This window comes from Bacillus sp. JHAA (assembly GCF_036961585.1).
Classification (GTDB): Bacteria; Bacillota; Bacilli; order Bacillales; family Bacillaceae; genus Bacillus; species Bacillus velezensis.
Window position 1 is genome coordinate 307564 of sequence record NZ_JBAMDE010000001.1, and the last position, 23936, is coordinate 331499.

Genomic DNA, 23936 nt, shown 5'->3' on the forward strand with positions numbered 1-23936 from the left:
ACTATTCAGTCTTATTCTGTTGCTCACAATATGATAAAACGGATTCGGCTATATATCTGACTTGCTCCTTTTGAAGAGGAGGTTTAAACGGCAGGGAAAGAACTCTCTTCCAAAGCGGGTCTTCCCCGCCTTCCCCCGCGTATGTTTCATAAATCGGAATACGTTCGAGGGGAAGATAGTTCCAGCATGTTTGGATGCCTCTTTCGGCTAAATAAACGGAACACCCGTACCGCTCTTCATCCCGGGGAAATACAATTGTTAAATAATTCAGATGTTCTCCTTCTTGGGGCTGGATCATTCTTATGCCGTTTGTTTCTCCCGCCTTTGCAAAGATTTCTCCCGCCGTCTCTATGTTTCGGAGCGAAGCTGTTACAAGCTGATCCATACGTGAAAGCTGATCATCAATAATGGCTTCCCTTGCCGGATGCATGCGAAGCACGGGTACAACAGCCGGTTTATCCGGCAGAGTTTCGAGCTTTGTGGCTTTCATGGAAGGCATGGCGCCCGCTTTTCTAAACATATATGAAATAGGATGATGCCGTTTCCGTTTCATTACAGCTTGGATTCTTTGATTTCTGATATAGATTCGATAGTCAGCTGCCACTTGGCTGCGCTGTTCCATCGGGAGATTTGCTTTTTGCCGAAGCCATTCTTTCGGCGCGATTAACGCGCCGCCTCCGATACTCGCAAGCGGCTTTGAGGGGCCGAAGCTTAAAATGCCGAAATCGCCCAAACCGCCGGCAAATGTATCCGCTTGTTTTGTAAACATGGCTTGAGCGGCATCATCAATGACAGCAATTCCGTTTTCCTTCGCCCAGTTAATGATAGCGGTATTTTCTCTCCGGCCGTATACATGTGTGAGGATAACCGCACACGTACGCCTCGTCGCTTTTTTTTTGACATCCTCAAAAGATAAGGATAGATGCTCATCCAGCTGCGCAAACACAGGCGTCGCACCGGATTGCAGCACGGCATCAATGACATTCGGGCAGCTGAAGGATGAGAAAATCACTTCTTTCCCCGGTCCGGCCCCCGAATAAGTTAATGCGAGCACCAGTGCCGCACTGCCGCTGGAGGTCAGCACGACCCCTTTTCCGTAACGTTTTTCCAGTTTTTCAGTCAGTCCGCTTTGTCCGGCAGTAAGCAAGTGCTTCACCGCGCGCAGACGGCCGCTGACTGAAAACTGACCCGGATAAATGGGATACTTGATCTCTTCCGGGTTTTTAGGAAAGTGAAAGTTTGTGCTTTTGTCTTTCATCTTTTATGATCTCCAGGCCTTCATTCAGACTTACTTTCGGAGCGTAACCGAGCAAACGTTTCGCCTTCTCGATTGACGGCGCCCGTTTAAAAATCTCGATGTCTTTTCCCCTCACGCCGTCTTCGCCCAGCTTTTTATACAGATAGTTATCCTTCTCTCTGCCTGAGAGCACATTGACTTTTTCAGCCAGTTCTTTTATCGTGATCGGCTGGTCGTTCCCGATATTGAAGTCTTCAAAGACGGCTCCTTCATGAATGAGAGCGAGATAAGTTCCGGTGATGATATCACTGATGTAGCTGAAGCAGCGTATTTGTCCGCCGTCCCCGTAAAGAGGCAGCTCAGAGCCATTCTCGGCCAGGCTGAAAAACTTGTTGATGACAAAATCCTCGCGCTGTTTCGGCCCGTATACATTAAAGTACCGGACGACCCGAATATGAAGTTCGTCGGAAGCCTGTTCTCTCAAATATTCCTCTGATTGCAGTTTGGCTTTTCCGTAAGCTGATTTCGGAAGCTTTCTGCTTGTCTCGGTATAAGGAAAATCCGGTGAATCTCCGAACACTTCTGAACTCGATGAGAAAAGAAGTGTGCTGATTCCCAATTCACCGCATACCTCAGTGACGTTTTTCGTTCCTTCAAAATTGACCCGTATGACGTCTTCTTCATTGCTTCGGCAGCTGTCCACTCCGACCATTGCCGCCAAATGGACAACCGCATCCGCTCCCCGCAGTGATTCGCGGAGGGACGTCCGGTCAAGGATATCCGTTTGGCGGTATTCAGTGTCAAAAGCCGGCTTCTTTTGGTCTGCAATGATGGTGTGATAACCTTTATCCTGTAATAATGCCGCCAGTTCGCTTCCGATAAAACCGGCTCCTCCGATAATCGCAATATGTTTCATGATCCTACCTCCTGGCTGATAGTCAACACTTCTTTTATAGACTTGACAATATAGCTGCAATCCTCATCTGATAACTGGCTGTAAAGAGGCAGTGATACGATCTCCCGGAAAACACGTTCAGTTACCGGAAGCTCGGCAGGAAAATGTTTTTTATAGTAAGGATGCAAATGCACGGGAATAAAGTGCACGCTCAGCCCGATTTGTTTTTCTTTCATTTTCTCAATAAACAGATCTCTGTCCATACCGCCGTTTTCTCGAATCCGCAAAATAAATAAATGCCATGAGTGCGTTATGCCGCTTGGAATGTCAGAAAGCGGAAGCGCCGCTTTGTCAGATTGACCTGACAGTTCACGTACATAAAATTGAGCGATCTGTTCCCGTTTTTCTTGAATGTCGTTTGCGCGTTTCAATTGAACCAGACCGAGCGCGGCCTGAATATCCGTCATATTATATTTAAAGCCCGGCAGTAAAACGTCGTATCTCCAGCTGCCTTTTTCACCGTACCGGTTCCAGGCATTTTTTGTGATGCCGTGCCAGCCGTACAGCCTCGCTCTTTCTGCGGCCTGTTCGTCTTTCATAACGAGGGCTCCGCCTTCCCCCGTTGTAATATTTTTGGTGGCATAAAAGCTGAAGCACACGGCATCGCCGTGAGTGCCGATCATGCTTCCGTTATATTTTGTACCGAGCGCATGAGCGGCGTCTTCAATCAGATACAATCCGTTTTCTTTACAAATGGATTGCAAGTTTTCCAGATCAGCCGGATAGCCGGCAAAATGAACCGCAATTACCGCTTTTGTGCGCGGCGTTATTTTCTTCCTGACATCTTCAGGATCGGCACATAGACTTTTCTCGCATATATCCGCAAACACAGGAACGGCTCCGGCGTGCAGAATGACATTGACGCTGGAACAGAACGTGAAGCTCGGCACGATGACTTCATCGCCTTCTCCCACCCCGAGCGCCAATAAAGCCATATGTAATGCAGCGGTGCCTGAATTACAGCTGATGACGTGTTCGGCTCCTATACATTCTCCCAGCTTTTTTTCAAAATCGATTACCTTCGGGCCTTTCGAAATCCAGCCCGATTGAATCGTTTCGGTTACGCTTGCGATTTCTTCGTTTGTCATATCAGGTCTGTGAAAAGAGATAAATCGATTACTAATGACCGTTCCCTCCTATAAAGTGACAACTCTGCAATTGTCGGCTGATTTTTCCTTGCATACATTTCTTGTGTCAAAGATAATCGGTGAGGCATCCTTCAAAATACTGTAGTCGATTACATCGTGATCTGTATGAATGATGATGACGTCGTACTGATTGATTTGTTCTTTTGTGAAAGGGACAGATTGTTTGCGGCTTCCGTCATTCAAGCGGATCTCGCTGATAAACGGATCATGATAATCAATCGCGCATCCCTTGTCCATCAATTCTTCCATTATCGTAAACACTGAGGATTCACGCGGGTCATTTGTATTTTTTTTATAAGCGGCCCCTATTATTAAGATGCTGCATTTGTCTTTGCCCGCCAGTTTTAAAGCATAGTCAGAGACAGAAATCGGCATGTTGGAATTGATTTCGTCCGCGAGATCAATTAATTTTGTCTGCAGCCCTTTTTCATTCGCGATCCATTTGAAGTAAAAAGGATCAATCGGGATACAATGGCCTCCGACTCCGGGGCCCGGGATAAATTTTTGAAAGCCGAACGGCTTCGTGTCCGCCGCGCAGATGACTTCCCATATATCAATATCAAGTTCACGGCAATTAAGCGCCATTTCATTGATAAGAGCTATATTGACATAACGATAAGTATTCTCTAGGAGTTTAGCTGTTTCAGCTACTTCGGGTGAGGTGACCGGGTGAATGCTTGTAACAATGGTGCTGTAAAACGCTGAGGCAAGTTCTGTGCAAGTCTGTGTGGTTCCGCCGACTACTTTAGGAATATCTGAAACTTCATATTGCCTGTTGCCCGGATCGATTCTTTCCGGAGAATAAGCCGTAAAAAAGTCTGTTCCTATTTTCATGCCGCGGCTTGATGCCATTCTGTCGGCAATCTTTTTTTTCGTTGTTCCGGGATAGGTGGTGCTTTCTAAAATTAAAAGCTGATGCTGCCTTCCATAAGCGATCATGCTGTCAACTGCACTGTCGATGTAGGTTAAATCGGGGATCTTGTCTTTTTTGTTCAGGGGTGTCGGCACACATATCACAATGATGTCGCATTTTTGGATGAGCGACATGTCGGCGCTGATTTGAAAGCGTTTTGTTTGTAAAGCCGAGTTCAGTCTGTCGTCCTCTATATCTTGAATATGGCTGCTTCCGGCGGCTAACAAGGAAACCTTTTCACTGTTTTTGTCGAACCCGATAACATTGTATCCTTTATCGACGCATTCCAGCGCAAGAGGGAATCCCACATATCCCATGCCTAACACGCCTACAATCGCCTGCTTCGTTTCAATCAGATGTAACAGCCGTTTTTGACCAAGGTTGCTGGCTTCTTTTGTGACAGTATTCATTTTTCGCCCCCTAATAGATAGAAAAGAGTATTGTTTTTTACAATTTAAAACAAATATCGATCGATATCGCAATTATAACAAAAGTTAAAATTTGATAAATGAGTTTTACATCCTTTTATAAATTAGGTATTATCTATTTATTTTTCTTTTATTTGTAAAATAAAATCCTGTCAAATGGTATATATCTGGTAACAAGTGAGAAAATCTCCCTTAATTGAGGGAATATACAGAAAACAATATAAAAAAACAGGCCGAAGCCTGTTTTTTATTCTTTCACTGCCTCAGTTACAGCAGCGGAAACGAGTGATCCCGCTTTCTCTAATCTTTCTTTGCTGATGTGTTTCATATTATCATTCTCGGTGTGATACCAAGGCCCCGGCTCCTGTGTATCGGGGCTGAGCCAAATCCAGTTAGCCGACGGAATCCCTGCTTCATAAAAAGAGACATGGTCTGAGTAACCGAGCTGAATCAGGTTTGGCTTGACCAAGCGGGATTTTTCAGTGGCTTTTTCAGCATACCGGACGCTCGGGTTTTCCTTGCCGTCAGGAGTCGTGACACACATTTGACTCGCTTCTTCCCAGTCAGTCGCAATCATATCGGCATTAAAATTGGCCTGGCTGTGCTTTCTTTCATTGTTCGTGAGTGTACTGACGTAATAAGATGAACCCGCAGACCATAATTCTTCTGCACCGAACAGGATAAAGCGGATCTCTTTGTCTTTCGGTATGTGTGTCAATTGTTTGCTGATTTCCAGAACGGCAGATGTGCCTGAGGCGTTATCATCCGCTCCGGGCGCGCCTTTTACGCTGTCATAATGCGCTGTGACATAAATAATATCAGCATCAGAAGAGTTGGCCTGTGCCGCTTTGCGTGTTCCTATAATATTTTGTGAGGTGCGGTTTTTATAGTTTTTAAATTGAATGACTGCCTGCTTTTCCTGCAGCAGTGCTTCACCGTCTTCTTTTTTCATACCCGCCGCCGGTATCGTGATTCCTTTATCGGTATGCGGACGGACGGCGAGCGGTTTTGTTGTCTGATTATAAATAATGACTGCTTTGGCTCCCGCTTGTTCGGCATGTTTGATCTTTTGAGAAACGGGGATCTTTCCTTCGCGTATCACTGCAATCTTTCCTTTGGCTCCTGTTACGTCATCGCGTGATCCGCAGCCGCCGTCAAAAATCCCTCCCTCAATTCTCAGCTCTTTTTCAACAGCGGATTGATCAGCGGAGCGGAGCGGGAATTCATGATCTCCCGCTGTGACTGAACCTGAAAAGTACTTTTTCAATGGAAATGACTGTACTTTGACACTGGCGCCCTGAGCCCGCAGGCGATTCGATATGTATTCAGCCGCTTCCTTTTCTTTCGCAGTTCCGGTTTCCCGCGGTCCGATGGTTTCACTCAGATCATGCATCGTGTCCAATGCCTCATCAGCATCAAAAACCGGCGCAGTCACGGCTGAATAAGCATGAGTTTCGGACAGCGGCCCGGCAGACGCGCCCCATATGACGCTTGCTGCCACCGCGGCTGACATAAATGAAAATTTCATCATAATCCCTCCTCTTATTAACACCTCTTCCCTTTCGATTGAAGAACACTGATTCCTTTAAAAAGGGGAAAAATGAATATTATTGACCAAATGAAGATGATGAAAAAGGAGGGAAAAGCCCGGGAGCATAAAAAAACGCCGGGAGAATATCTCCCGGCGTCCATTCCATTACTTATTCAAGTTATAGAAAGAGTTGATACCGTGGTATTGAGCAGTTTCAGCCAACTGATCTTCGATGCGAAGAAGCTGGTTGTATTTCGCAACACGGTCCGTACGGGACGGAGCACCTGTTTTGATTTGTCCTGCATTAGTTGCCACAGCGATGTCAGCGATTGTGCTGTCTTCAGTTTCACCTGAACGGTGAGAGATAACGGCAGTGTAGCCCGCGCGTTTCGCCATTTCGATCGCATCGAATGTTTCAGTCAATGTACCGATTTGGTTTACTTTGATCAGGATAGAGTTGCCTACGCCGTTTTTGATACCTTCAGCAAGCTTTTTCGTGTTTGTAACGAAAAGGTCGTCACCGACAAGCTGAACTTTTTTGCCAAGACGCTCTGTAAGAAGTTTGTGGCCTTCCCAGTCGTTCTCGTCAAGTCCGTCTTCGATAGAGATGATTGGGTATTTAGAAACCATTTCTTCGTACCAGTCAACCATTTCAGCAGATGTTTTCACAACGCCTTCGCCAGACAGATGGTATTTGCCGTCTTCTTTGTTGTAGAACTCAGAAGATGCAGCATCCATCGCAAGTTTCACTTCTTCGCCAGGTTTGAAGCCGGCTTTTTCGATTGCTTCAACGATTGTTTGAAGCGCTTCTTCGTTAGAACCAAGGTTCGGAGCGAATCCGCCTTCGTCACCTACAGCTGTGTTCATTCCTTTAGCAGAAAGAACTGATTTCAGGCTGTGGAAGATTTGAGCGCCCATGCGAAGCGCTTCACGGAAGTTAGGCGCGCCTACAGGCATGATCATGAATTCTTGAATGTCTACGTTGTTGTCAGCATGCTCTCCGCCGTTTACGATGTTCATCATCGGTACAGGAAGCGTTTTTGAGTTGAATCCTCCAAGGTATTGGTAAAGAGGAATCTGTAAGAAATCAGCAGCTGCGCGCGCACAAGCCATAGATACGCCAAGGATTGCGTTCGCACCGAGTTTGCCTTTGTTTTCAGTTCCGTCAAGCTCGATTAAAAGCTGATCGATTGCGTTTTGTTCAGTTACGTCAAAGCCGAGAAGCTCTGGAGAAATGATTTCGTTTACGTTGTTAACAGCAGTTAACACGCCTTTTCCAAGGTAACGGTCTTTGTCGCCGTCACGAAGCTCAACCGCTTCGTATTCACCTGTAGAAGCTCCGCTTGGCACTAATGCGCGGCCGAAAGCTCCTGTTTCTGTATATACTTCAACTTCAACTGTTGGGTTGCCGCGGGAGTCAAGGACTTCGCGTGCATAAACATCAACAATGTATGGCATGAGTTTGTCTCTCCTTTTGATTTACGCTTATTTTTGAATTAAAGATGTTCCGGTCATTTCTTTCGGTTTTTCAACACCGAGAAGGTCTAATAACGTTGGTGCGAGGTCGCCTAGGATTCCGCCTTCGCGCAGCGTCACGCCTTCTTTCGTCACAATGACAGGGACTGGGTTTGTCGTATGGGCAGTGTGCGGTTCGCCTGTTTCTGTAATCAGAATGTCTGCATTACCGTGATCAGCGGTAATGATGGCATGTCCGCCTTTAGCGATGATGGCGTCAACCACTTCGCCTAAGCATTCATCCACTGCTTCAATTGCTTTAATCGTCGGTTCGACCATTCCGGAGTGGCCGACCATGTCAGGGTTTGCAAAGTTCAGGATGATCGCGTCGTGCTTGTCAGCCGCGATTTCTTTTACAAGAGCATCCTTCACTTCATACGCGCTCATTTCAGGCTTCAGGTCATATGTCGCGACCTTCGGCGAGTTAATGAGGATGCGCTCTTCGCCCGGGAATTCTTCTTCGCGGCCGCCGCTCATAAAGAACGTAACGTGCGGATACTTTTCAGTTTCTGCAATGCGAAGCTGTTTTAACCCGTGCTGTGCTAATACTTCACCGACCGTATTGTCAAGGTTTACCGGTTTAAAAGCCACATATCCGTCAACAGATTCACTGAAGTGAGTCAGGCAGACGAAATACAGGTTTTTCGGATGATTTTCACCGCGGTCGAAATCGCGGAAATCTTTGTTGGTAAACGTGTTTGAAATCTGGATGGCGCGGTCCGGTCTGAAATTATAGAAAATCACAGAATCGCCGTCATGAATTTTCGCAACGGGTTCACCGTTTTCTTTTGTGATGACGGACGGAATGACGAATTCATCATGAATGCCGTTCGCATAAGAATCGTCGACTACATCCATCGCGCTGCGGTAAGACGGGCCTTCACCGTAAGCCATTGCGCGGTACGCTTTTTCCACACGGTCCCAGCGTTTGTCGCGGTCCATGGAGTAGTAGCGTCCGGAAATGCTGGCGATTTCGCCGACACCGATTTCTTCGATTTGCTCATTCAGCTGCTGAATGTAAGTTTTCGCTGTTTGCGGACCTACATCGCGGCCGTCGAGGAAACCGTGAATATACACCTTCGTCAGTCCTTCACTTTTCGCAAGCTTCAGCAGCGCGAATAAATGATTGATATGACTGTGTACGCCTCCGTCAGAAAGAAGGCCGAACAGGTGCAGCGCTTTGTCGTTGTCTTTCGCGTTTTTGATGGCGTCAAGGAACGTTTGATTGCGTTCGAATTCGCCTTCGCGGATGGCAACGTTCACGCGTGTTAAGCTTTGGTACACAATACGTCCTGCGCCGATATTCAAATGACCGACTTCAGAGTTCCCCATCTGTCCTTCAGGCAGTCCGACTGCTTCGCCTGATGCCGTCAGCGTCTGATGAGGGTATTGGTTCCAATAACGGTCGAAATTCGGTTTTTTCGCTTGTGCGACTGCGTTTCCGACTGTTTCATTGCGTAATCCGAACCCATCAAGAATGATGAGTGCAGCTGGTTTTTTACTCATATTGACCTTCCTCCAATAATTGAACGAATGACTGCGGTTCAAGGCTTGCGCCGCCGACCAAAGCACCGTCAATATCGGACTCTGCCATATATTCTTTAATATTTGCAGGTTTTACGCTGCCGCCGTATTGAATGCGGAGCTTGTCAGCAGTTTCCTGGCTGAAGCTTTCAGCAACGACTTTACGGATATGCGCGCAGACGTCGTTAGCATCTTTCGCTGTAGAAGATTTGCCTGTTCCGATTGCCCAGATTGGCTCGTACGCAATAACGGAAGCGGCAACTTGCTCTGCAGAAAGACCCGCAAGACCTTTTTTCACTTGATCGGCAACAAGATCATTTGTTTTTCCGGCTTCGCGCTCTTCAAGCGTTTCACCTACGCAAATGATCGGCACAATGCCGTGTTTGAAAGCGGCATGCGCTTTTTTGTTAACTGTTTCATCAGTTTCAGCGAACATTTCACGGCGCTCAGAGTGGCCGATGACGCAGTAATCCACGCCAAGGTCTTTCAGAGCGACCGGGCTGATTTCACCTGTGAACGCACCGTTTTCTTCAAAATGCATGTTTTGGGCGCCGACTTTCAGGTCAGTTCCTTTAACAGCAGAAGTCAGCTTTTCTAAGAAAAGAGCTGGTGCGCAAACAACGGCTTCCGCTTTGTCTGCTGCTGGAATGGAAGATTTCACTTCTTCAACGAAGCTGACAGCCTCGCCGAGTGTTTTGTTCATTTTCCAGTTACCGGCTATAATTGGTTTTCTCATCTGTTCCACTTCCTTATAGCAGTTTTTATTTATCGTTCAGCGCAGCTACACCTGGAAGCTCTTTGCCTTCCATGAATTCAAGGGATGCGCCGCCGCCTGTTGAGATATGGCTCATTTTGTCAGCAAGGCCGAATTTTTCAACGGCTGCCGCAGAGTCTCCTCCGCCGATGACAGAGTATGTATCGTTTGCCTCTGCCAATGCTTCAGCCACTGCTTTTGTGCCTTGAGCGAACAAGTCGATTTCGAATACGCCCATCGGTCCGTTCCATACGACAAGTTTGCTGTTTTTGATAACTTCAGCGTACGTTTCGCGGGTTTTCGTTCCGATGTCGATCGCTTCTAAATCACTTGGGATCTCAGAGATCGGCACGATTTGGACGTTTGCATCGTTAGAGAAATCATCAGCAACGAGAACGTCTTCCGGCATATAGAATTTAACGCCTTTTTCTTTCGCGCGGTCCATGAATGATTTTGCAAGTTCGATTTTATCTTCTTCAAGAAGAGATTTACCGACTTCATAACCAAGCGCTTTTACGAATGTGTAAGCAAGACCTCCGCCGATGATCAAGTTGTCCACTTTATCAAGCAGACTTTCGATTACACCGATTTTGTCTTTTACTTTCGCGCCGCCGATGATTGCCGTAAACGGGCGCTCAGGATTTGTCACGGCTTTGCCGAGAACGTCAAGCTCTTTTTCCATCAGGAATCCTGCAACCGCCGGCAGATGCTCGGCAATTCCGGCTGTAGATGCGTGAGCACGGTGGGCAGCACCGAATGCGTCATTGACATATACATCCGCAAGCTCAGCAAATGCTTTAGCAAGCTCAGGATCGTTTTTCTCTTCACCAGGGTAGAAACGTACGTTTTCCAATACAAGAACGTCTCCGTCCTTCATATCAGAAATTTGTGCTTTTACAGCATCGCCGTAAGCTTCATCCGCTTTTTTCACTTCTTTGCCGAGCAGTTCGCCTAAGCGTGCAGCGACAGGAGTTAAACGAAGCTCCTCAACCACTTCGCCTTTCGGGCGGCCTAAGTGGCTCGCAAGAAGGACTTTCGCGCCTTGGTCTGCAAGGTGTTTGATTGTTGGAAGCGCAGCGCGGATACGAGTATCGTCTGTTACTTCCCCGTCTTTCATTGGAACGTTAAAGTCAACGCGGCAGAATACGACTTTGCCTTTTACGTCGATGTCTTTTACTGTTTTTTTATTCATGCCTTAGGAGATCCTCCTTCAAAATGGTTTGCATAGCACGAAAAACGTGAAACGTGAAACCGCCTCATGATGCTTCCGCCGCGGGGCAGATTGCAGCTTCCGGGCACGGGACAGATCGTTTTCTGAGCCAGGGCAGGCGGCTCAGAAAACGAAAGTGCCGCGGAAACTTCAAAACGCGGACGTTCTGCAGCAATCCGGCGCTTTCTGAAAGCCGGTTCTCATGGAAAAAGGGAAAGGGAGTCCGTCCCCTTCCCTTGTCCGCTTTCATTATAGCGTTTCTGTCCGAAAGAACCAAGTCCGGCCCTTTCCGGGAGCTATGAATTAAAGACCTTGTTTTGCGATGTAAGCTGCAAGGTCAACAACGCGGTTAGAGTAGCCGCTTTCGTTATCGTACCAAGAGATTACTTTTACCATGCTGCCTTCCATAACCATTGTAGAAAGAGCATCGATTGTAGAAGAGTTAGCATTGCCGTTGTAGTCTCCGGATACTAATGGCTCTTCGCTGTAGCCAAGGATTCCTTTAAGATCGCCTTCAGCCGCTTCTTTAAGAGCTGCGTTTACGTCTTCAGCCGTTACGTCTTTGTTCAGTTCAGCAACTAGGTCAACAAGAGAAACGTTTGGAGTCGGCACACGCATAGCTCCGCCGTTCAGTTTGCCTTTCAGTTCAGGAAGAACAAGGGAAACTGCTTTAGCAGCACCAGTTGATGTAGGAATGATGTTTTCAGCTGCTGCACGCGCACGACGGTAGTCTTTGTGCGGAAGATCAAGAATTTGCTGATCGTTTGTGTAAGAGTGAACAGTTGTCATCATACCGCGTTTGATGCCGAATTTGTCGTTAAGTACTTTTGCAAACGGCGCAAGGCAGTTTGTTGTGCAAGATGCGTTAGAGATAACATCGTGGTTAGCCGCATCGTATTTGTCTTCGTTAACACCCATAACGATTGTGATATCTTCTTCGTTAGCAGGTGCAGAGATGATAACTTTTTTCGCGCCTGCTTCTAAGTGTTTCGCAGCGTCTGCGCGTTTTGTGAAGAAACCAGTAGATTCAACTACGATTTCAACGCCTTGTTTGCCCCAGCTGAGTTTCGCAGGATCGCGCTCAGCAGAAACTTCGATTGTTTTGCCGTTAACAACAAGGTTGCTGCCGTCAACTTTAACTTCTGCATCTAATTTTCCGTGTACGGAATCATATTGTAAAAGATGAGCAAGCATGTTAGCGTCTGTTAAATCGTTAACCGCTACTACCTCAACTTCAGGATTGTTTAATGCTGCGCGGAATACGTTACGTCCAATACGACCAAAACCGTTAATACCGACTTTTACTGCCATGATTATTTCCTCCTTTAAATAAGTGAGAGATATTTATATTGAGGGACTGTTATCCCTTAATAACTTCTTTGCGGCTCCTTCGTCCGTGACGAGAACCGTGTTTCGCTGCTTTTTAAAATAAGCTTCGATTGCTTCTGCTTTTGATGATCCGCCCGCTACCGCGATAATGTCGGGAATGGCATCGAGGTCATCAAGCTGCATTCCGACTGAATGCACCTTGTGAACGACTTCTCCGTCCGCATTAAAGTAGTAGCCGAATGCCTCTGTCACCGCATGATTGTCATCTATTTTCTTCAAATCTTCCAAAGGCGTGTTTCTTCGCTCCGCCATTGTTCTAGCTTCGCCGATTCCGTGAACGAGCATACTCGCTGATTTAATCGTGTGAAGCACCTCTTTTACGGAAGGTTCTTCAATAATAGATGAGTAGGCGCCTTGTGACAGCTGCCCGGGAACGAACAAAAGCCGGTAAGTGCCTGAAGCCTTTTCCGCCATATGCGCGCATATGGTGTTCGCCTGGTTTTTCACATCTTCGCCTAAACCGCCTCTTGCGGGCACAAACAGGAGCTCGCGGTTTTTTGAATCCGGCGTCATCATATCGGCGACGGCTTCAATTGTCGTACCGCCGGTTACAGCGACGATATTTTTGCCTGAAAATCTCTTTTTCATACATGCAACGGCCGCTCTCCCTAATTCTTTTTTGACCCAAGGAGATTGGTCGCTGTCTCCGGAAACGATAATGGCGTCTTTCAGATTAAGCCGCTCTTTTAATGTCTTTTCCAAAAGCGTCAACCCTAAAACATCCTTCATCGTATCTTCCAGAATCGAAAGCAGTGAATAGCCCTCTTCCGTCATTGTCATGCCGTTTGTTTTAATATCGATGAGATTCTGTTCTTTCAAAAACTGAACCTCGCTTCTGAGAACGCGCTCGGTCAATCCGAGGCTGGCTGCAAGACTTCTGCGGCCGATCGGTTCGGTAAGCCTGATATACTGCAAGATTTCAAATCTTTTCTGCATCACAAGCAAAAGATCAGGCAATAATTTTTTTTGAGCTTGTATTAACTGGTTCATGACTCAAACGTTCCTTCCTATTCATACTGGACAGAAAATGTCCCGCTATGACAAAAAACGTCCCATCATAGCCAAAAAAAATTATGTCTGCTTTCTTTAATTATTTTAACAGGATGACATTGTTAATTCAACTGTTAAAGGTCAATTCCTCGACATTCTTCGCAGGATTTTCCAGTATCTCCTTGATACAGTCATTATATACAGAAACGGAATGAAGGTGACAGACAAAAGCCCGCCGGAGCGGACTTTTGTCGTAAAACGCTTTCATTTTATCCAGAGTTTTTCTATTTCTTCTAATGATTTATTTTTCGTCTCAGGGCAGATCGTCACGACAAACAAGAAACAGAGAATATTAATGACGGCGAATATCCAGAAGGTGTACGCGAGCCCTAACCCGCTGATCATCATCGGCACGAACTGGCCGATCGCCCAGTTGGCCCCCCATAAGAATATCGTCGCAATACCGGCGGCGCGTGCGCGGAGGTGGTTCGGAAAGATCTCCGAAATCATGATCCATGTAATCGGCCCGACTGATACGCAGAAAGCGGCGACGAATCCCAATATGATGACGACTAAAGCCGGACCGCTCGCCAGCTGAAAATAAAAGGATGCCCCGATTAAGATCATGAACAGCGCCATAAAGGCAGATCCGACCCCCATCAGCTTTTTCCGGCCTACCTTATCGACTAAAAGAACCGCGATAATGGTGAAAATCACTTCAACGACACCGACGATGCATGTCGTGATAAACCCCGCATTCTGTCCGAAACCCATCATTTTGAAAATTTCCGGCCCGTAATACGTAATTGCGTTCATGCCGATGACCTGATTGAATAAAGCCAGCAGAATCCCGATCACAAGCGCTTTTCTCAGCCCCGGCTTAAACAGCTGAGACAATGAACCCATTTTTTCTAATTGTAAAGACGTTTCGATTTGTTTGATTTCTTCTTTCGCGGTCTGCTCGCCGTTAATGCGCGTCAGCACGGCGAGGGCTTCATTTCGGCGCCCCGCTTTCGCAAGCCAGCGCGGACTTTCCGGCACGATAAGCAGCACGATAAAAAAGATGACGGACGGAATCATGCCGTAAGCGAGCATCCACCGCCAGCCGGTGTGCACTCCCCATTCATACGAGCCGGACTGCTGGACGGCGAGGTTAATAAAATAAGTGCCGGATATCCCTAATATCGTAAACAGCTGATACAGGGAAGACAGACTGCCGCGTATGGCCGGCGGAGCGGCTTCGGTAATATACGTGACAGAAAGCGAGGAGCCCATGCCGATTCCCAGACCGCCGATGACTCTGGCGATCACTAAGGAAGACACACTTTGAGAAAGCGCAGAGACAACCGCTGACACCGCAAACAACAGCGCCGCTGCCATCAAAATCTTTCTCCGTCCGAAACGGTCACTCAAAAATCCGGAAATCCCGACGCCGAAAACACCGCCGATCATAATGCTTGAAATCACGAGCCCTTCCATAAAAGGACTTAAGCGGTACAAATCTTTCAGGAAACCGATAGCGCCGGAAATCACCGCCGTGTCATAACCGTACAAAAGCCCTCCCAGTCCGGCCGCGCATGAGATGAGAATGACAAACCACTTGGAATGCTGCCGAGTGACAGGTACATTTGAGCCAATTGGTGCCGGGTGATTCTTCATGAATTTTACCCTCCCGCGAATAATAGAATAAAAACGCTTACAAATCTGAGTGCGGCGCTTGATGTTGCTTTGTTTTCTTCAGAACCGCCACATTTGTACGTACTTATAAAGAATTTTATCTAAAAATAAGGGAAATTAGTACGTACAAATAAAGAATAAGCAGTTTTTCATAATCTGTCAATTATTTTTACAGCTTGATGAAAGGGCTTACTATGTTATACTGGAATTTGTCCGTATACATTTTGGAGGAATTGATATGCTACCGAAATATGCTCAAGTAAAAGAAGAAATTTGTTCATGGCTGAATCAGGGAAAAATACAGCCGGACGAAAAGCTGCCTACGGAAAATGAGCTGATGCAGCAGTTCGGCGTCAGCCGCCATACCATCAGAAAGGCGATCGGAGATTTGGTCTCGCAGGGGCTGCTGTACAGCGTTCAGGGCGGAGGCACCTTTGTCGCTTCACGCACGGCGAAATCAGCCATGCATTCAAACAAAACGATCGGCGTCATTACAACGTACATATCAGACTATATTTTCCCGAGCATCATCAGGGGAATCGAATCTTATTTAAGCGAACAGGGCTATTCCATGCTGCTGACGAGCACCAACAACAATACAGAAAGTGAGCGGCGCGGTCTTGAAAACCTGCTGTCCAAAAATATAGACGGGCTGATTGTCGAGCCTACGAAAAGCGCGCTGCAGACGCCCAACATCGGCTACTATCTCAATCTGGAGAAAAACGGCATTCCGTTTGCCATGATTAACGCCTCTTATGCGGAGCTGGCCGCACCAAGCTTTTCCGTCAATGATGTCAAAGGCGGCATGATGGCTTGCGAATACGTCATGTCCCTCGGCCACACGCACATTATGGGAATCTTTAAAGCGGATGACACGCAGGGCGTCAAACGGATGAACGGCTATCTGCAGGCGCATCGGGAGCGCGGGATTTTCCCGTCTCCGGACATGATCGTCACTTACACGACTGAAGAAAAAGAAACCGTGCTTCTCCAAAAAATTAAGCATACCCTTGAGCAAAACAGCGGATCACACCCGACGGCCATTCTTTGCTACAATGACGAAATTGCGCTGAAGACGATTAATCTTCTCAGGGAATTTGGGTTAAAGGTGCCTGATGACGTATCGGTCATGGGCTATGACGATTCACATTTCGCCCAGATTTCCGAGGTGAAGCTCACCTCTGTCAAGCATCCGAAATCCATTATGGGGAAAGCGGCGGCAAAATACGTCATCGACTGCTTAGAGCATAAAAAACCGAAGAAGGATGACGTCGTGTATGAACCGGAACTCGTCATCCGGAATTCAGTCAAGCGGATCGGCGAATAAAAAAAGCAATGTGCGCGGCACATTGCTTTTTTTGCTCAGCTGTTTTTTAATTCGGCGATGATCTCAAATGATCTCATTCTGTCGGCATGCTCAAAGCTTTCTGAATTCACCATGATTTCATCCGCCTGTGTTGTCCGGATGAAGCTTTCCAGCTTTTCCTTCACACGCTCCGGTCCGCCGACGATCGTTGAACTGAGCTGTTCATTGACCATCGCTTTTTCATACGGCGACCAGATTTGATCCATGTCTTCAACAGGAGGCTTCAGCTGGTTCGGCGTGCCGCGGACGAGGTCTAAAAATCTTTGATAATGCGATGTTGCCAGATGCTCCGCCTTTTCGTCCGTATCGGCGGCAATGACGGTGACGCCGACCATCGCGTACGGTTGATCCAGTACGTCTGACGGACGGAAGGAGCTGCGGTACAGCTCAAGGGCGGGCACGGTGTTTTTCGGTGAAAAGTGAGCCGCAAAGGCGAACGGAAGCCCGAGCTCTCCCGCAAGACGCGCGCTGAAGCCGCTTGAGCCCAAAAGCCAGATCGGCACGTCCAGCCCTTCGCCCGGAATGGCGCGGACTTGATTGCGCACATTGCCTGTCGGTTTGAAGTAATTTCTCAATTCTTCAAGCTGCTCTGGAAAATCTTCCCCGCTGTTTATGTTTCTTCGTAAGGCTCTCGCCGTTAATTGGTCGGTCCCCGGCGCGCGTCCGAGCCCCAGGTCAATCCGCCCCGGATACAACGTTTCAAGGGTTCCGAATTGCTCCGCGATCACAAGTGAAGAATGATTCGGCAGCATAATACCCCCAGAACCGACGCGGATTTTTTTCGTGCCTCCGGCGATGTGGCCGATCAGCACCGCCGTTGCCGAGCTGGCAACTCCTTCTATATTATGATGCTCCGCAAGCCAATAGCGGTTATAGCCCCACTCCTCGGCGCGGCGCGCTAAATCCATGCTGTTGCGGAACGATTCAGCAACCGTTCCCCCCTGTACGACCGGCGATAAATTCAATACGGAAAACGCAGTATCTTTCAATGTATGTTCAGCCATCGTTTTCTCCTTTGCGGTTTAGTGTAAGCAGATCTTAAACAAGGTCTCTACCACACACCTTACCACAGCTTTTCCCGTGAGTTAAACAATTTGATTCGATGATCTTCGAACAATCAGTCAGCGGTCGTCACTAGTGAACTCTTTATGAATGAATCTATTACATTCAGATATGATGAGCTTTTCATCCTATAAAAATGAAAATCTATCGTTGAAAGAACAGACCCAATAATGTTAAGATATGTATGATATTGAATAGGAAGGAAGTCATAGTCTATATGCGTAAAAAAATCTTAATGGCACTTACAACAGCTTTACTGGCAGCAATCTTCTTTACAGGAAACACCGATAAGGCATATGCCGCAGACTTTTACTCCGGCACTCAGCAGCATTTAAATGTAAGCGGATTTACCGATGCCTCCTACTACACGAAAAAAGCGAAAAGTGTCGATTTTACTCTCAGTACAGCGTATCCGTCAGATCGAACTTTTAAAGGAAACCTATACTTACAGCGAAAGTCAGGAAAGAAATGGACGACTTGCAAAAAGACAAGCTTCACTTTCAAATATCACGTAACTAAGTCATTCCCTTTAAAAGGATGCAAGAGAGGTTATTATCGTGTCAAAGCCACGTTCAGCGGTTCAAAACTTGTCAATACGACAAACTCTTTTAAAATTAACCGATAAGATTCAGGGCCCTAAGATGATTAGGGTCTTTTTATTCATTCTTTGTGAGTTCCTGCGCGATTTGAATAAAAAGTTTTGCCGCCAATGAAGCTTCCTTTACGGAAGGAACGGCAAGCAGAACATCGCGGTACACCGCCTGATTCAGGTCTCTCGTCACGACATTGTCCGGCAGCGATATTCCCGACATAGACATTTGTGATAATATCGCAATCCCCAGCCCTTCTTTGATCATGCTGATAGACGTATTGACATTGTAAACAGTGAATGCGGAAGTCAGCACAGATCCTGCCTCCCTAAACATATCAATAAGCGGTGATTCGTACCCTCCGTCACAGATGATCATCGGCTGGCAGTCAAGGTCTTTCAGAGTGATTGACTCACAGCTGCAAAGCGGATGATCATTTCTAAGCACGACGGCCATTTTATCTTTTTTCAACGGCAGATATTCCATGTCTTCCGTAGGAAAAAGAGTAATACCTGCGTCTATTACCCGGGAGCGGAGCCATTCCTTTACTTCGTTGACCGTTCCTTCATGAAGCACCAATTCAAGCTTCGGATACCGCTTTTTAAACATGCTGATCAGCTTTGGAATGAAATAAGCGGAAGCGGCCGGAAATGTGCCGATATGAATTGTTCCCTGTTCAAGCCCTCTTTCCGCGGCCGCCAGCTGCTCGGCTTTTTCTATGCCTTTGAGCACCTCTCTGATATGGACGAGAATTTTTCCGCCCGTGTCCGTGAGCCTTACGCCGTTGCGGCGCTCGCGGATGATCAGCTTGATGCCGAGCTCTGACTCAAGCGCAGAGATGGCATGGCTGACAGCGGGCTGCGTCATATTCAGCGCCTGCCCCGCTTTTGTAAAGCTTCCCGTTTCAGCGATTTGAACAAAAACCCGCAGTTGTGTAATCGTCATAACGTTTTACTTATGCTCCTTATAAAAAAGATTCATTTTATTTATCTTACTGATTACCGTATCATATGATGGAATTGTTCTACAAGGAGTGAACGACGTGAAACAGCTTTCGAAAATACAGACGGCTCTTATGCTGGCGTTTCTAGTCACGGTGTGGGGAATTAACTGGCCGCTGACAAAAGCCGCGCTTGCCTATTCGCCGCCTCTTCTGTTTGCCGGAATCCGCACGCTGATCGGCGGACTTCTATTATTAATGGTGGCGCTGCCCCGTTTTAAAAAGCTGCGTTTTAAAGAAACGTGGCCGATCTATCTTATTTCTGCCATTTTAAATATTACTTTATTTTACGGCCTGCAAACGGTCGGCTTGAATTACCTGCCTGCCGGCTTATTTTCAGCCATCGTGTTTTTCCAGCCGGTGTTAATGGGCGTTTTTTCTTGGCTGTGGCTCGGGGAATCGATGTATCCTTTAAAAATAGCCGGTCTTATTCTGGGCTTTGCCGGTGTCGCCGTCATCAGCGCAGCCGGTTTCGGAGGCCATATTTCCATCGCCGGCATTCTTTTGGCCTTAGGCTCTGCGGTCAGCTGGGCGCTCGGCACGGTATATGTGAAAAGAACGGGCGGACGCGCGGACTCTATCTGGATGGTCGCTCTGCAGCTTCTGATCGGCGGCTTGCTGCTTGTCAGCTCCGGCCATTTTTCAGAAAGCTTTTCAGCGATTCAATGGAAAGCTCCGTTCATTCTCAGCCTTCTGTTCATTTCAGTTTTTGTTATCGCGCTCGGCTGGCTCGCCTTTTTTACGCTTGTCGGTTCAGGGGAAGCAAGCAAGGTTGCCTCTTACACCTTCCTGATCCCGCTCATATCCATTACCGTCAGCTCGATATTCCTGCATGAGCCGCTGACCGTCAGCCTTTTAGCCGGACTGCTTCTGATCGTCACAAGCATTTGTTTTGTGAATATAACACCGAAGAAACTGAAAACACCTGCTCTGGCCGCAGAAAAAAAGGCCGTTCATTAAAAAAACTCTTGCCGCGGGGCAAGAGTTTTTTTATTTATTGACGTCTCCCTTTCACGAGATACGCAGCCGTAATGAGGAGATAGATGGCCGCAGTGATGCATGTGATGACGATGGATGTCGTCGCAATTACGCCGATCAGGATGGCCAAAAGCGCAAGCACCGCAAACCATGTCGTGTACGGGAACCATTTGACGTAATAAGCCGGCTGTTTTGTTGAATGTTTTCTTGATTTCAAATGGGCGAATCCGATAATCAGCCAGATGAACAGCACGGTATAGCCAAGGGAACCCATCAAATAATTAAACGTCTGGCTTCCTGCGAATAAAGAAATCAGGACGCCTACATATAAAAATGACGTACAAGTCAGAATCGCATAGACGGGAACCTTTTTCTTCGATAGTTTTGAAAAGATTTTCGGCAGCCGGCCGTCAGAAGCCTGCGTAAACAAGACGCGGGATGATCCGTACAGTCCCGAGTTCATAGACGAGATAATCGCAAGAAGAATGACGGCATTCATAATATGGTCGGCACCCGGAATTCCGATCATCTTAAATACTATGACAAACGGGCTTTCGGGAACGCTGTTGACTTGATTCCAAGGAATCAGGCTGACGATGATGAAAAACGGCAGCAAGTAAAAAGCGACAATCCGCGTTAACGTGCTTCGGACAGCTTTCGGGATCACCTTTTCGGGGTTTTTTGTCTCCGCCAGCGTGACGCCGATGATTTCCGTTCCGCCGTATGAGTAGATCACGACGAGCATCGCCGTAATGACACCCCCCGCTCCATGCGGGAAAAACCCTCCGTGATCCGTTAAATGAGACAGCCCCGGCGCCGTGTGATTGCCGAATGAGAAAAATAATAGCAGAATCCCGCATAAAATAAAGATGACAATCACTGTAATTTTAATGAGCGCGAGCCAGTACTCCGTCTCGGCAAACAGTTTCACAGAAAGCATGTTTACGACCGTCACCACAATGGAAATGATCAAAGCCAATATCCATATCGGACATTCCGGCAGCCAATATTGAATGAAAATGGCGGCTACGACCGCCTCAGCGGCAATATTGAGCACCCACATTTTCCAATAGATCCAGTCTAAAAAGTATGCAGCGTACGACCCGAGAGACTGCTGAACCAAATCACGGAACGTCCTTGCATGTTTGTTTCTGACAGCCATTTCGGCCAGCCCCTGCATAATAAACAGCAGAATGATTCCGCCGAGGAGGTAGGCCAGCAGCACGGACGGCCCCGCTTCATCAATCGCCGTGCTGCTGCCTTTAAAGAGCCCGGCCCCGATTGCGCCTCCAAGCGCCATCATCATAATGTGTCTGGACGACATCGTCCGTTTTAACGTTTGCTTGTCCTTTTCCATCTATCACACGCCCTCTCGCAAAAAGTGTTCATCACATAAAAAAGCACGCCGCCTCTTTGGGAAAAGAGACGGCGTGCCTCAGGCAGCCGCGGTACCACTCTTGTTGATCCCGAATATCCGGAATCCAGCTTAAAAACCTTTTAACGAAGGTCAGCCGTTAGGACATAGGGAATATTCCGATAATTCCGTTCCGCCCTGCCACTTCCGGGCGAGTTCAAAGAACAATCAGTCCGCGTTGCACCAACCCGCGGCTCTCTTTTTCTGACTGGATTCTTTTACTGCTCCCGTTCACAGTGTTTTATGTTAAATGAATCTCTTGAGTTTTTATTTTCTGAATATAGTAACATAATATACAGTCTTCTATTTTCAAAGTCAATACTAATTTTTTCCGCTGGTTTTCTTATCACCTATTTAAGACATTTTGACTGACCATGTTTATATTCATATGCGGGGTGAGCCGGCCCCTAATATAGCGTAATCAGCACTTTATGTATATTGTTCAAACAGAAATTCCGACGAAAGGTTTTCTACGATATATGGACTGAGCGGCAAAAAGTTAGCAGAAATATGAAAGGTTTTACTCTTATGCTGGTATCCCAGCTTAGTAACTGCATATCATTTCTAATCGTTCAACTCCAATGACTCCACAAGGTTCTATACCCGGAAGTCATATTCCATTTATTAAAGCTATTGACATGAAACCAATTCCACAAATTAAACTCGTGGAGAACACTAGTTGGCGTAACACGAAACAGTATAGAAGCATTTGTGGCGTTACAGCTAGTGTTTTTGAGTGTTTAAAGGAGATTTTCAGGATACAAATAACAATAACGAGCAACATCAGGTGTAGAAAGTTGAATAAAAAACCTATATTTTTACAAAAATTGATAATAAAAGGTTGATATGGTACGGGTTTCATACTTTAAGATGATGATGTGTCTTCACTGAATACTAAATAAACATTTCCAGGAGGCGTTTCCTATGCAGTCTAGCACATCATTTAATAGCCCAGCTTACCTTGAAACAAATGGAGTAATGAAAATCGCTGATATAACTTATAGTGATAACGAATGGCTGAACTTCGACATTGGAGGAGAAGGAATTTTTAAGAGATCAGGTTCTTATTTAGTTCCATCTCTTCCAGTAGAATTTCATTGTCATGGAATCGGTCACTATGATTTTAGCAATTTAGATCAATTAGATATTGAAAAGATCAATACACTAGCTGAAATAGAAGGGATTTTCTGTGTACCCTCTATTTTTCTTCCTCATAATCAATTAGATCAATTTGCAGCCTTTATGAAAGAGTTCCATACACAAAAGAGAAAGGGACGTTACCGTAATATTTTAGGTATTTCACTAGAAGGACCATTATTGGCCAGCTTTGTAGGCACACCGGAAAAAGGGAATTGGGCACCCTTAAAAGAAGAATGGGAAAAGATCGCTTCTTGCGGAGAATACGGTCTTATTTATACTGTACTGTCCCCAGATGCTATGACTGAAAACTCCTATCTAAAGAAATATATCACCGAAGAACATCCGAGTTTAGAATGGATTGTAGATACACTTGTGGAGGCTGGAGTAAAACCGGCGCTGGGTCACTTCCAAAAAGCATACCCGGAGGAAACCTCTGAACTTATAATGAAAGTTATAGATACAGCGCAAAAACGCAGCAATTACACTGGATCAGATGCCGTTTTAACAGATCATTTGTTTAATGATATGCCGAACAATTTTAAACACACCTGGAGAACACCCCAAGAAAGAGTACATAGATTAGAGGGGTTAAAAGATGCTCGGTTAGATAAATGGAACATAGATAATATAAACACACTTGTCGGAGAAGTTCCCGGTACTTTGATGAGAGCCGCGAAAGAAGGTCTATTAACCATTTGTATGAATTTTAATAGTGAACATGTAGACTTAGAAGTTGCACGGCGGGTTGTAGAACTTGTTGGCTCTAAGGGTATTATAGCAATGACAGATCGCATTGACACAGATTCCATGTGCGGCCAATCACTGGAGAAAATTGAAGGGAATAATCTGTGGTATCAAGGAAAAGGGTATGTAGCAGCAGGGTCTTACACAATTGATCGGCTTATGCATAATATTCGTGCTATAGGTTTTAATGAGAAAGTTGTATGGAATATGACATCATTTGTACCATTAAAAGCTTGTCACTTCCTAAATGAACTTGAAAACCTTTCCTTGAAGCCCTTCAGTTTTATAGATGAAACGAAAAAAAGAACTCATTTCAAAGCGCCTGCCCCAGAACTGATTCTGCGCTAAGCAAAAAAGACCACCATAAAGTG

General features: G+C 46.4%; 19 protein-coding genes and 1 other annotated feature. Of the genes, 4 read left to right on the forward strand and 15 right to left on the reverse strand.

What is annotated here, in order from left to right; genetic code table 11:
• Window position 1 precedes the first annotated feature (1 nt).
• From V7728_RS01600 to V7728_RS01655, 12 genes are all read right to left on the reverse strand, one after another.
• The gene (locus V7728_RS01600) at window positions 2-1258 is read right to left on the reverse strand and encodes an aminotransferase class V-fold PLP-dependent enzyme (RefSeq protein WP_099567097.1); all 1257 of its coding nucleotides are present in this window, start codon (window positions 1256-1258) and stop codon (window positions 2-4) included.
• Window positions 1224-2153: an NAD-dependent epimerase/dehydratase family protein gene (locus V7728_RS01605; RefSeq protein ID WP_099567098.1), complete on the reverse strand. Its 930-nt coding sequence runs from the start codon at window positions 2151-2153 to the stop codon at window positions 1224-1226. The genes V7728_RS01600 and V7728_RS01605 overlap by 35 nt, the downstream gene beginning before the upstream one ends.
• Window positions 2150-3280, reverse strand: coding sequence for a DegT/DnrJ/EryC1/StrS family aminotransferase (locus V7728_RS01610; protein ID WP_012118481.1), 1131 nt, complete (start codon window positions 3278-3280; stop codon window positions 2150-2152). Before V7728_RS01610 ends, V7728_RS01605 begins: the two co-directional genes overlap by 4 nt.
• A 48-nt stretch (window positions 3281-3328) precedes the next feature.
• A complete protein-coding gene (locus V7728_RS01615) occupies window positions 3329-4663 on the reverse strand; it encodes a nucleotide sugar dehydrogenase (RefSeq protein ID WP_043020631.1) in 1335 nt (444 codons plus the stop codon).
• 265 nt (window positions 4664-4928) lie between these two features.
• Complete coding sequence (locus tag V7728_RS01620; RefSeq protein ID WP_099567099.1) at window positions 4929-6209, reverse strand: M28 family peptidase; 1281 nt, start codon at window positions 6207-6209, stop codon at window positions 4929-4931.
• Between the two features lie 168 nt (window positions 6210-6377).
• Window positions 6378-7670 (reverse strand): phosphopyruvate hydratase, encoded by a 1293-nt coding sequence (gene eno, locus V7728_RS01625; protein ID WP_007409956.1) that lies wholly within the window; start codon window positions 7668-7670, stop codon window positions 6378-6380.
• A gap of 27 nt (window positions 7671-7697) precedes the next feature.
• Window positions 7698-9233 (reverse strand): 2,3-bisphosphoglycerate-independent phosphoglycerate mutase, encoded by a 1536-nt coding sequence (gene gpmI, locus V7728_RS01630; RefSeq protein WP_003151620.1) that lies wholly within the window; start codon window positions 9231-9233, stop codon window positions 7698-7700.
• Window positions 9226-9987 (reverse strand): triose-phosphate isomerase, encoded by a 762-nt coding sequence (tpiA, locus tag V7728_RS01635; protein WP_099567100.1) that lies wholly within the window; start codon window positions 9985-9987, stop codon window positions 9226-9228. The genes gpmI and tpiA overlap by 8 nt, the downstream gene beginning before the upstream one ends.
• A 25-nt stretch (window positions 9988-10012) precedes the next feature.
• A complete protein-coding gene (locus V7728_RS01640) occupies window positions 10013-11197 on the reverse strand; it encodes a phosphoglycerate kinase (RefSeq protein WP_003151616.1) in 1185 nt (394 codons plus the stop codon).
• A 321-nt stretch (window positions 11198-11518) separates the two neighbouring features.
• Window positions 11519-12526, reverse strand: coding sequence for a type I glyceraldehyde-3-phosphate dehydrogenase (gene gap, locus V7728_RS01645; protein ID WP_007409954.1), 1008 nt, complete (start codon window positions 12524-12526; stop codon window positions 11519-11521).
• A 33-nt stretch (window positions 12527-12559) separates the two neighbouring features.
• Complete coding sequence (gene cggR / locus V7728_RS01650) at window positions 12560-13594, reverse strand: gapA transcriptional regulator CggR (protein WP_003151607.1); 1035 nt, start codon at window positions 13592-13594, stop codon at window positions 12560-12562.
• A 264-nt stretch (window positions 13595-13858) separates the two neighbouring features.
• On the reverse strand, window positions 13859-15253 hold the full coding sequence (locus V7728_RS01655) for a sugar porter family MFS transporter (RefSeq protein WP_003151605.1): 1395 nt from the start codon (window positions 15251-15253) through the stop codon (window positions 13859-13861).
• A 256-nt stretch (window positions 15254-15509) separates the two neighbouring features.
• On the opposite strand from V7728_RS01655, the gene V7728_RS01660 reads away from it, so the two are divergent.
• Complete coding sequence (locus V7728_RS01660) at window positions 15510-16598, forward strand: GntR family transcriptional regulator (RefSeq protein ID WP_007409953.1); 1089 nt, start codon at window positions 15510-15512, stop codon at window positions 16596-16598.
• A gap of 35 nt (window positions 16599-16633) precedes the next feature.
• Here the strand turns inward: V7728_RS01660 and V7728_RS01665 are convergent, their stop codons facing one another.
• A complete protein-coding gene (locus tag V7728_RS01665; protein ID WP_007409952.1) occupies window positions 16634-17641 on the reverse strand; it encodes an LLM class flavin-dependent oxidoreductase in 1008 nt (335 codons plus the stop codon).
• A 275-nt stretch (window positions 17642-17916) separates the two neighbouring features.
• On the opposite strand from V7728_RS01665, the gene V7728_RS01670 reads away from it, so the two are divergent.
• Complete coding sequence (locus V7728_RS01670) at window positions 17917-18324, forward strand: hypothetical protein (RefSeq protein ID WP_335371327.1); 408 nt, start codon at window positions 17917-17919, stop codon at window positions 18322-18324.
• Between the two features lie 31 nt (window positions 18325-18355).
• Here V7728_RS01670 and V7728_RS01675 read toward each other — a convergent pair whose 3' ends face one another.
• The gene (locus V7728_RS01675) at window positions 18356-19234 is read right to left on the reverse strand and encodes a LysR family transcriptional regulator (RefSeq protein WP_099567102.1); all 879 of its coding nucleotides are present in this window, start codon (window positions 19232-19234) and stop codon (window positions 18356-18358) included.
• Window positions 19235-19331: 97 nt separating this feature from the next.
• Between V7728_RS01675 and V7728_RS01680 the strand changes: the two genes are divergently transcribed.
• Window positions 19332-20249 carry a DMT family transporter gene (locus V7728_RS01680; protein WP_025285302.1) on the forward strand — a complete coding sequence of 306 codons (918 nt, stop codon included), beginning with the start codon at window positions 19332-19334 and terminating at the stop codon, window positions 20247-20249.
• 34 nt (window positions 20250-20283) lie between these two features.
• Here V7728_RS01680 and V7728_RS01685 read toward each other — a convergent pair whose 3' ends face one another.
• A complete protein-coding gene (locus V7728_RS01685; RefSeq protein WP_025285304.1) occupies window positions 20284-21624 on the reverse strand; it encodes an amino acid permease in 1341 nt (446 codons plus the stop codon).
• A 61-nt stretch (window positions 21625-21685) separates the two neighbouring features.
• Window positions 21686-21925: a binding site (T-box leader), on the reverse strand.
• A gap of 680 nt (window positions 21926-22605) precedes the next feature.
• Between V7728_RS01685 and V7728_RS01690 the strand changes: the two genes are divergently transcribed.
• Complete coding sequence (locus V7728_RS01690) at window positions 22606-23913, forward strand: N-acetylglucosamine-6-phosphate deacetylase (RefSeq protein WP_099567103.1); 1308 nt, start codon at window positions 22606-22608, stop codon at window positions 23911-23913.
• The last annotated feature ends 23 nt before the right edge of the window (window positions 23914-23936 follow it).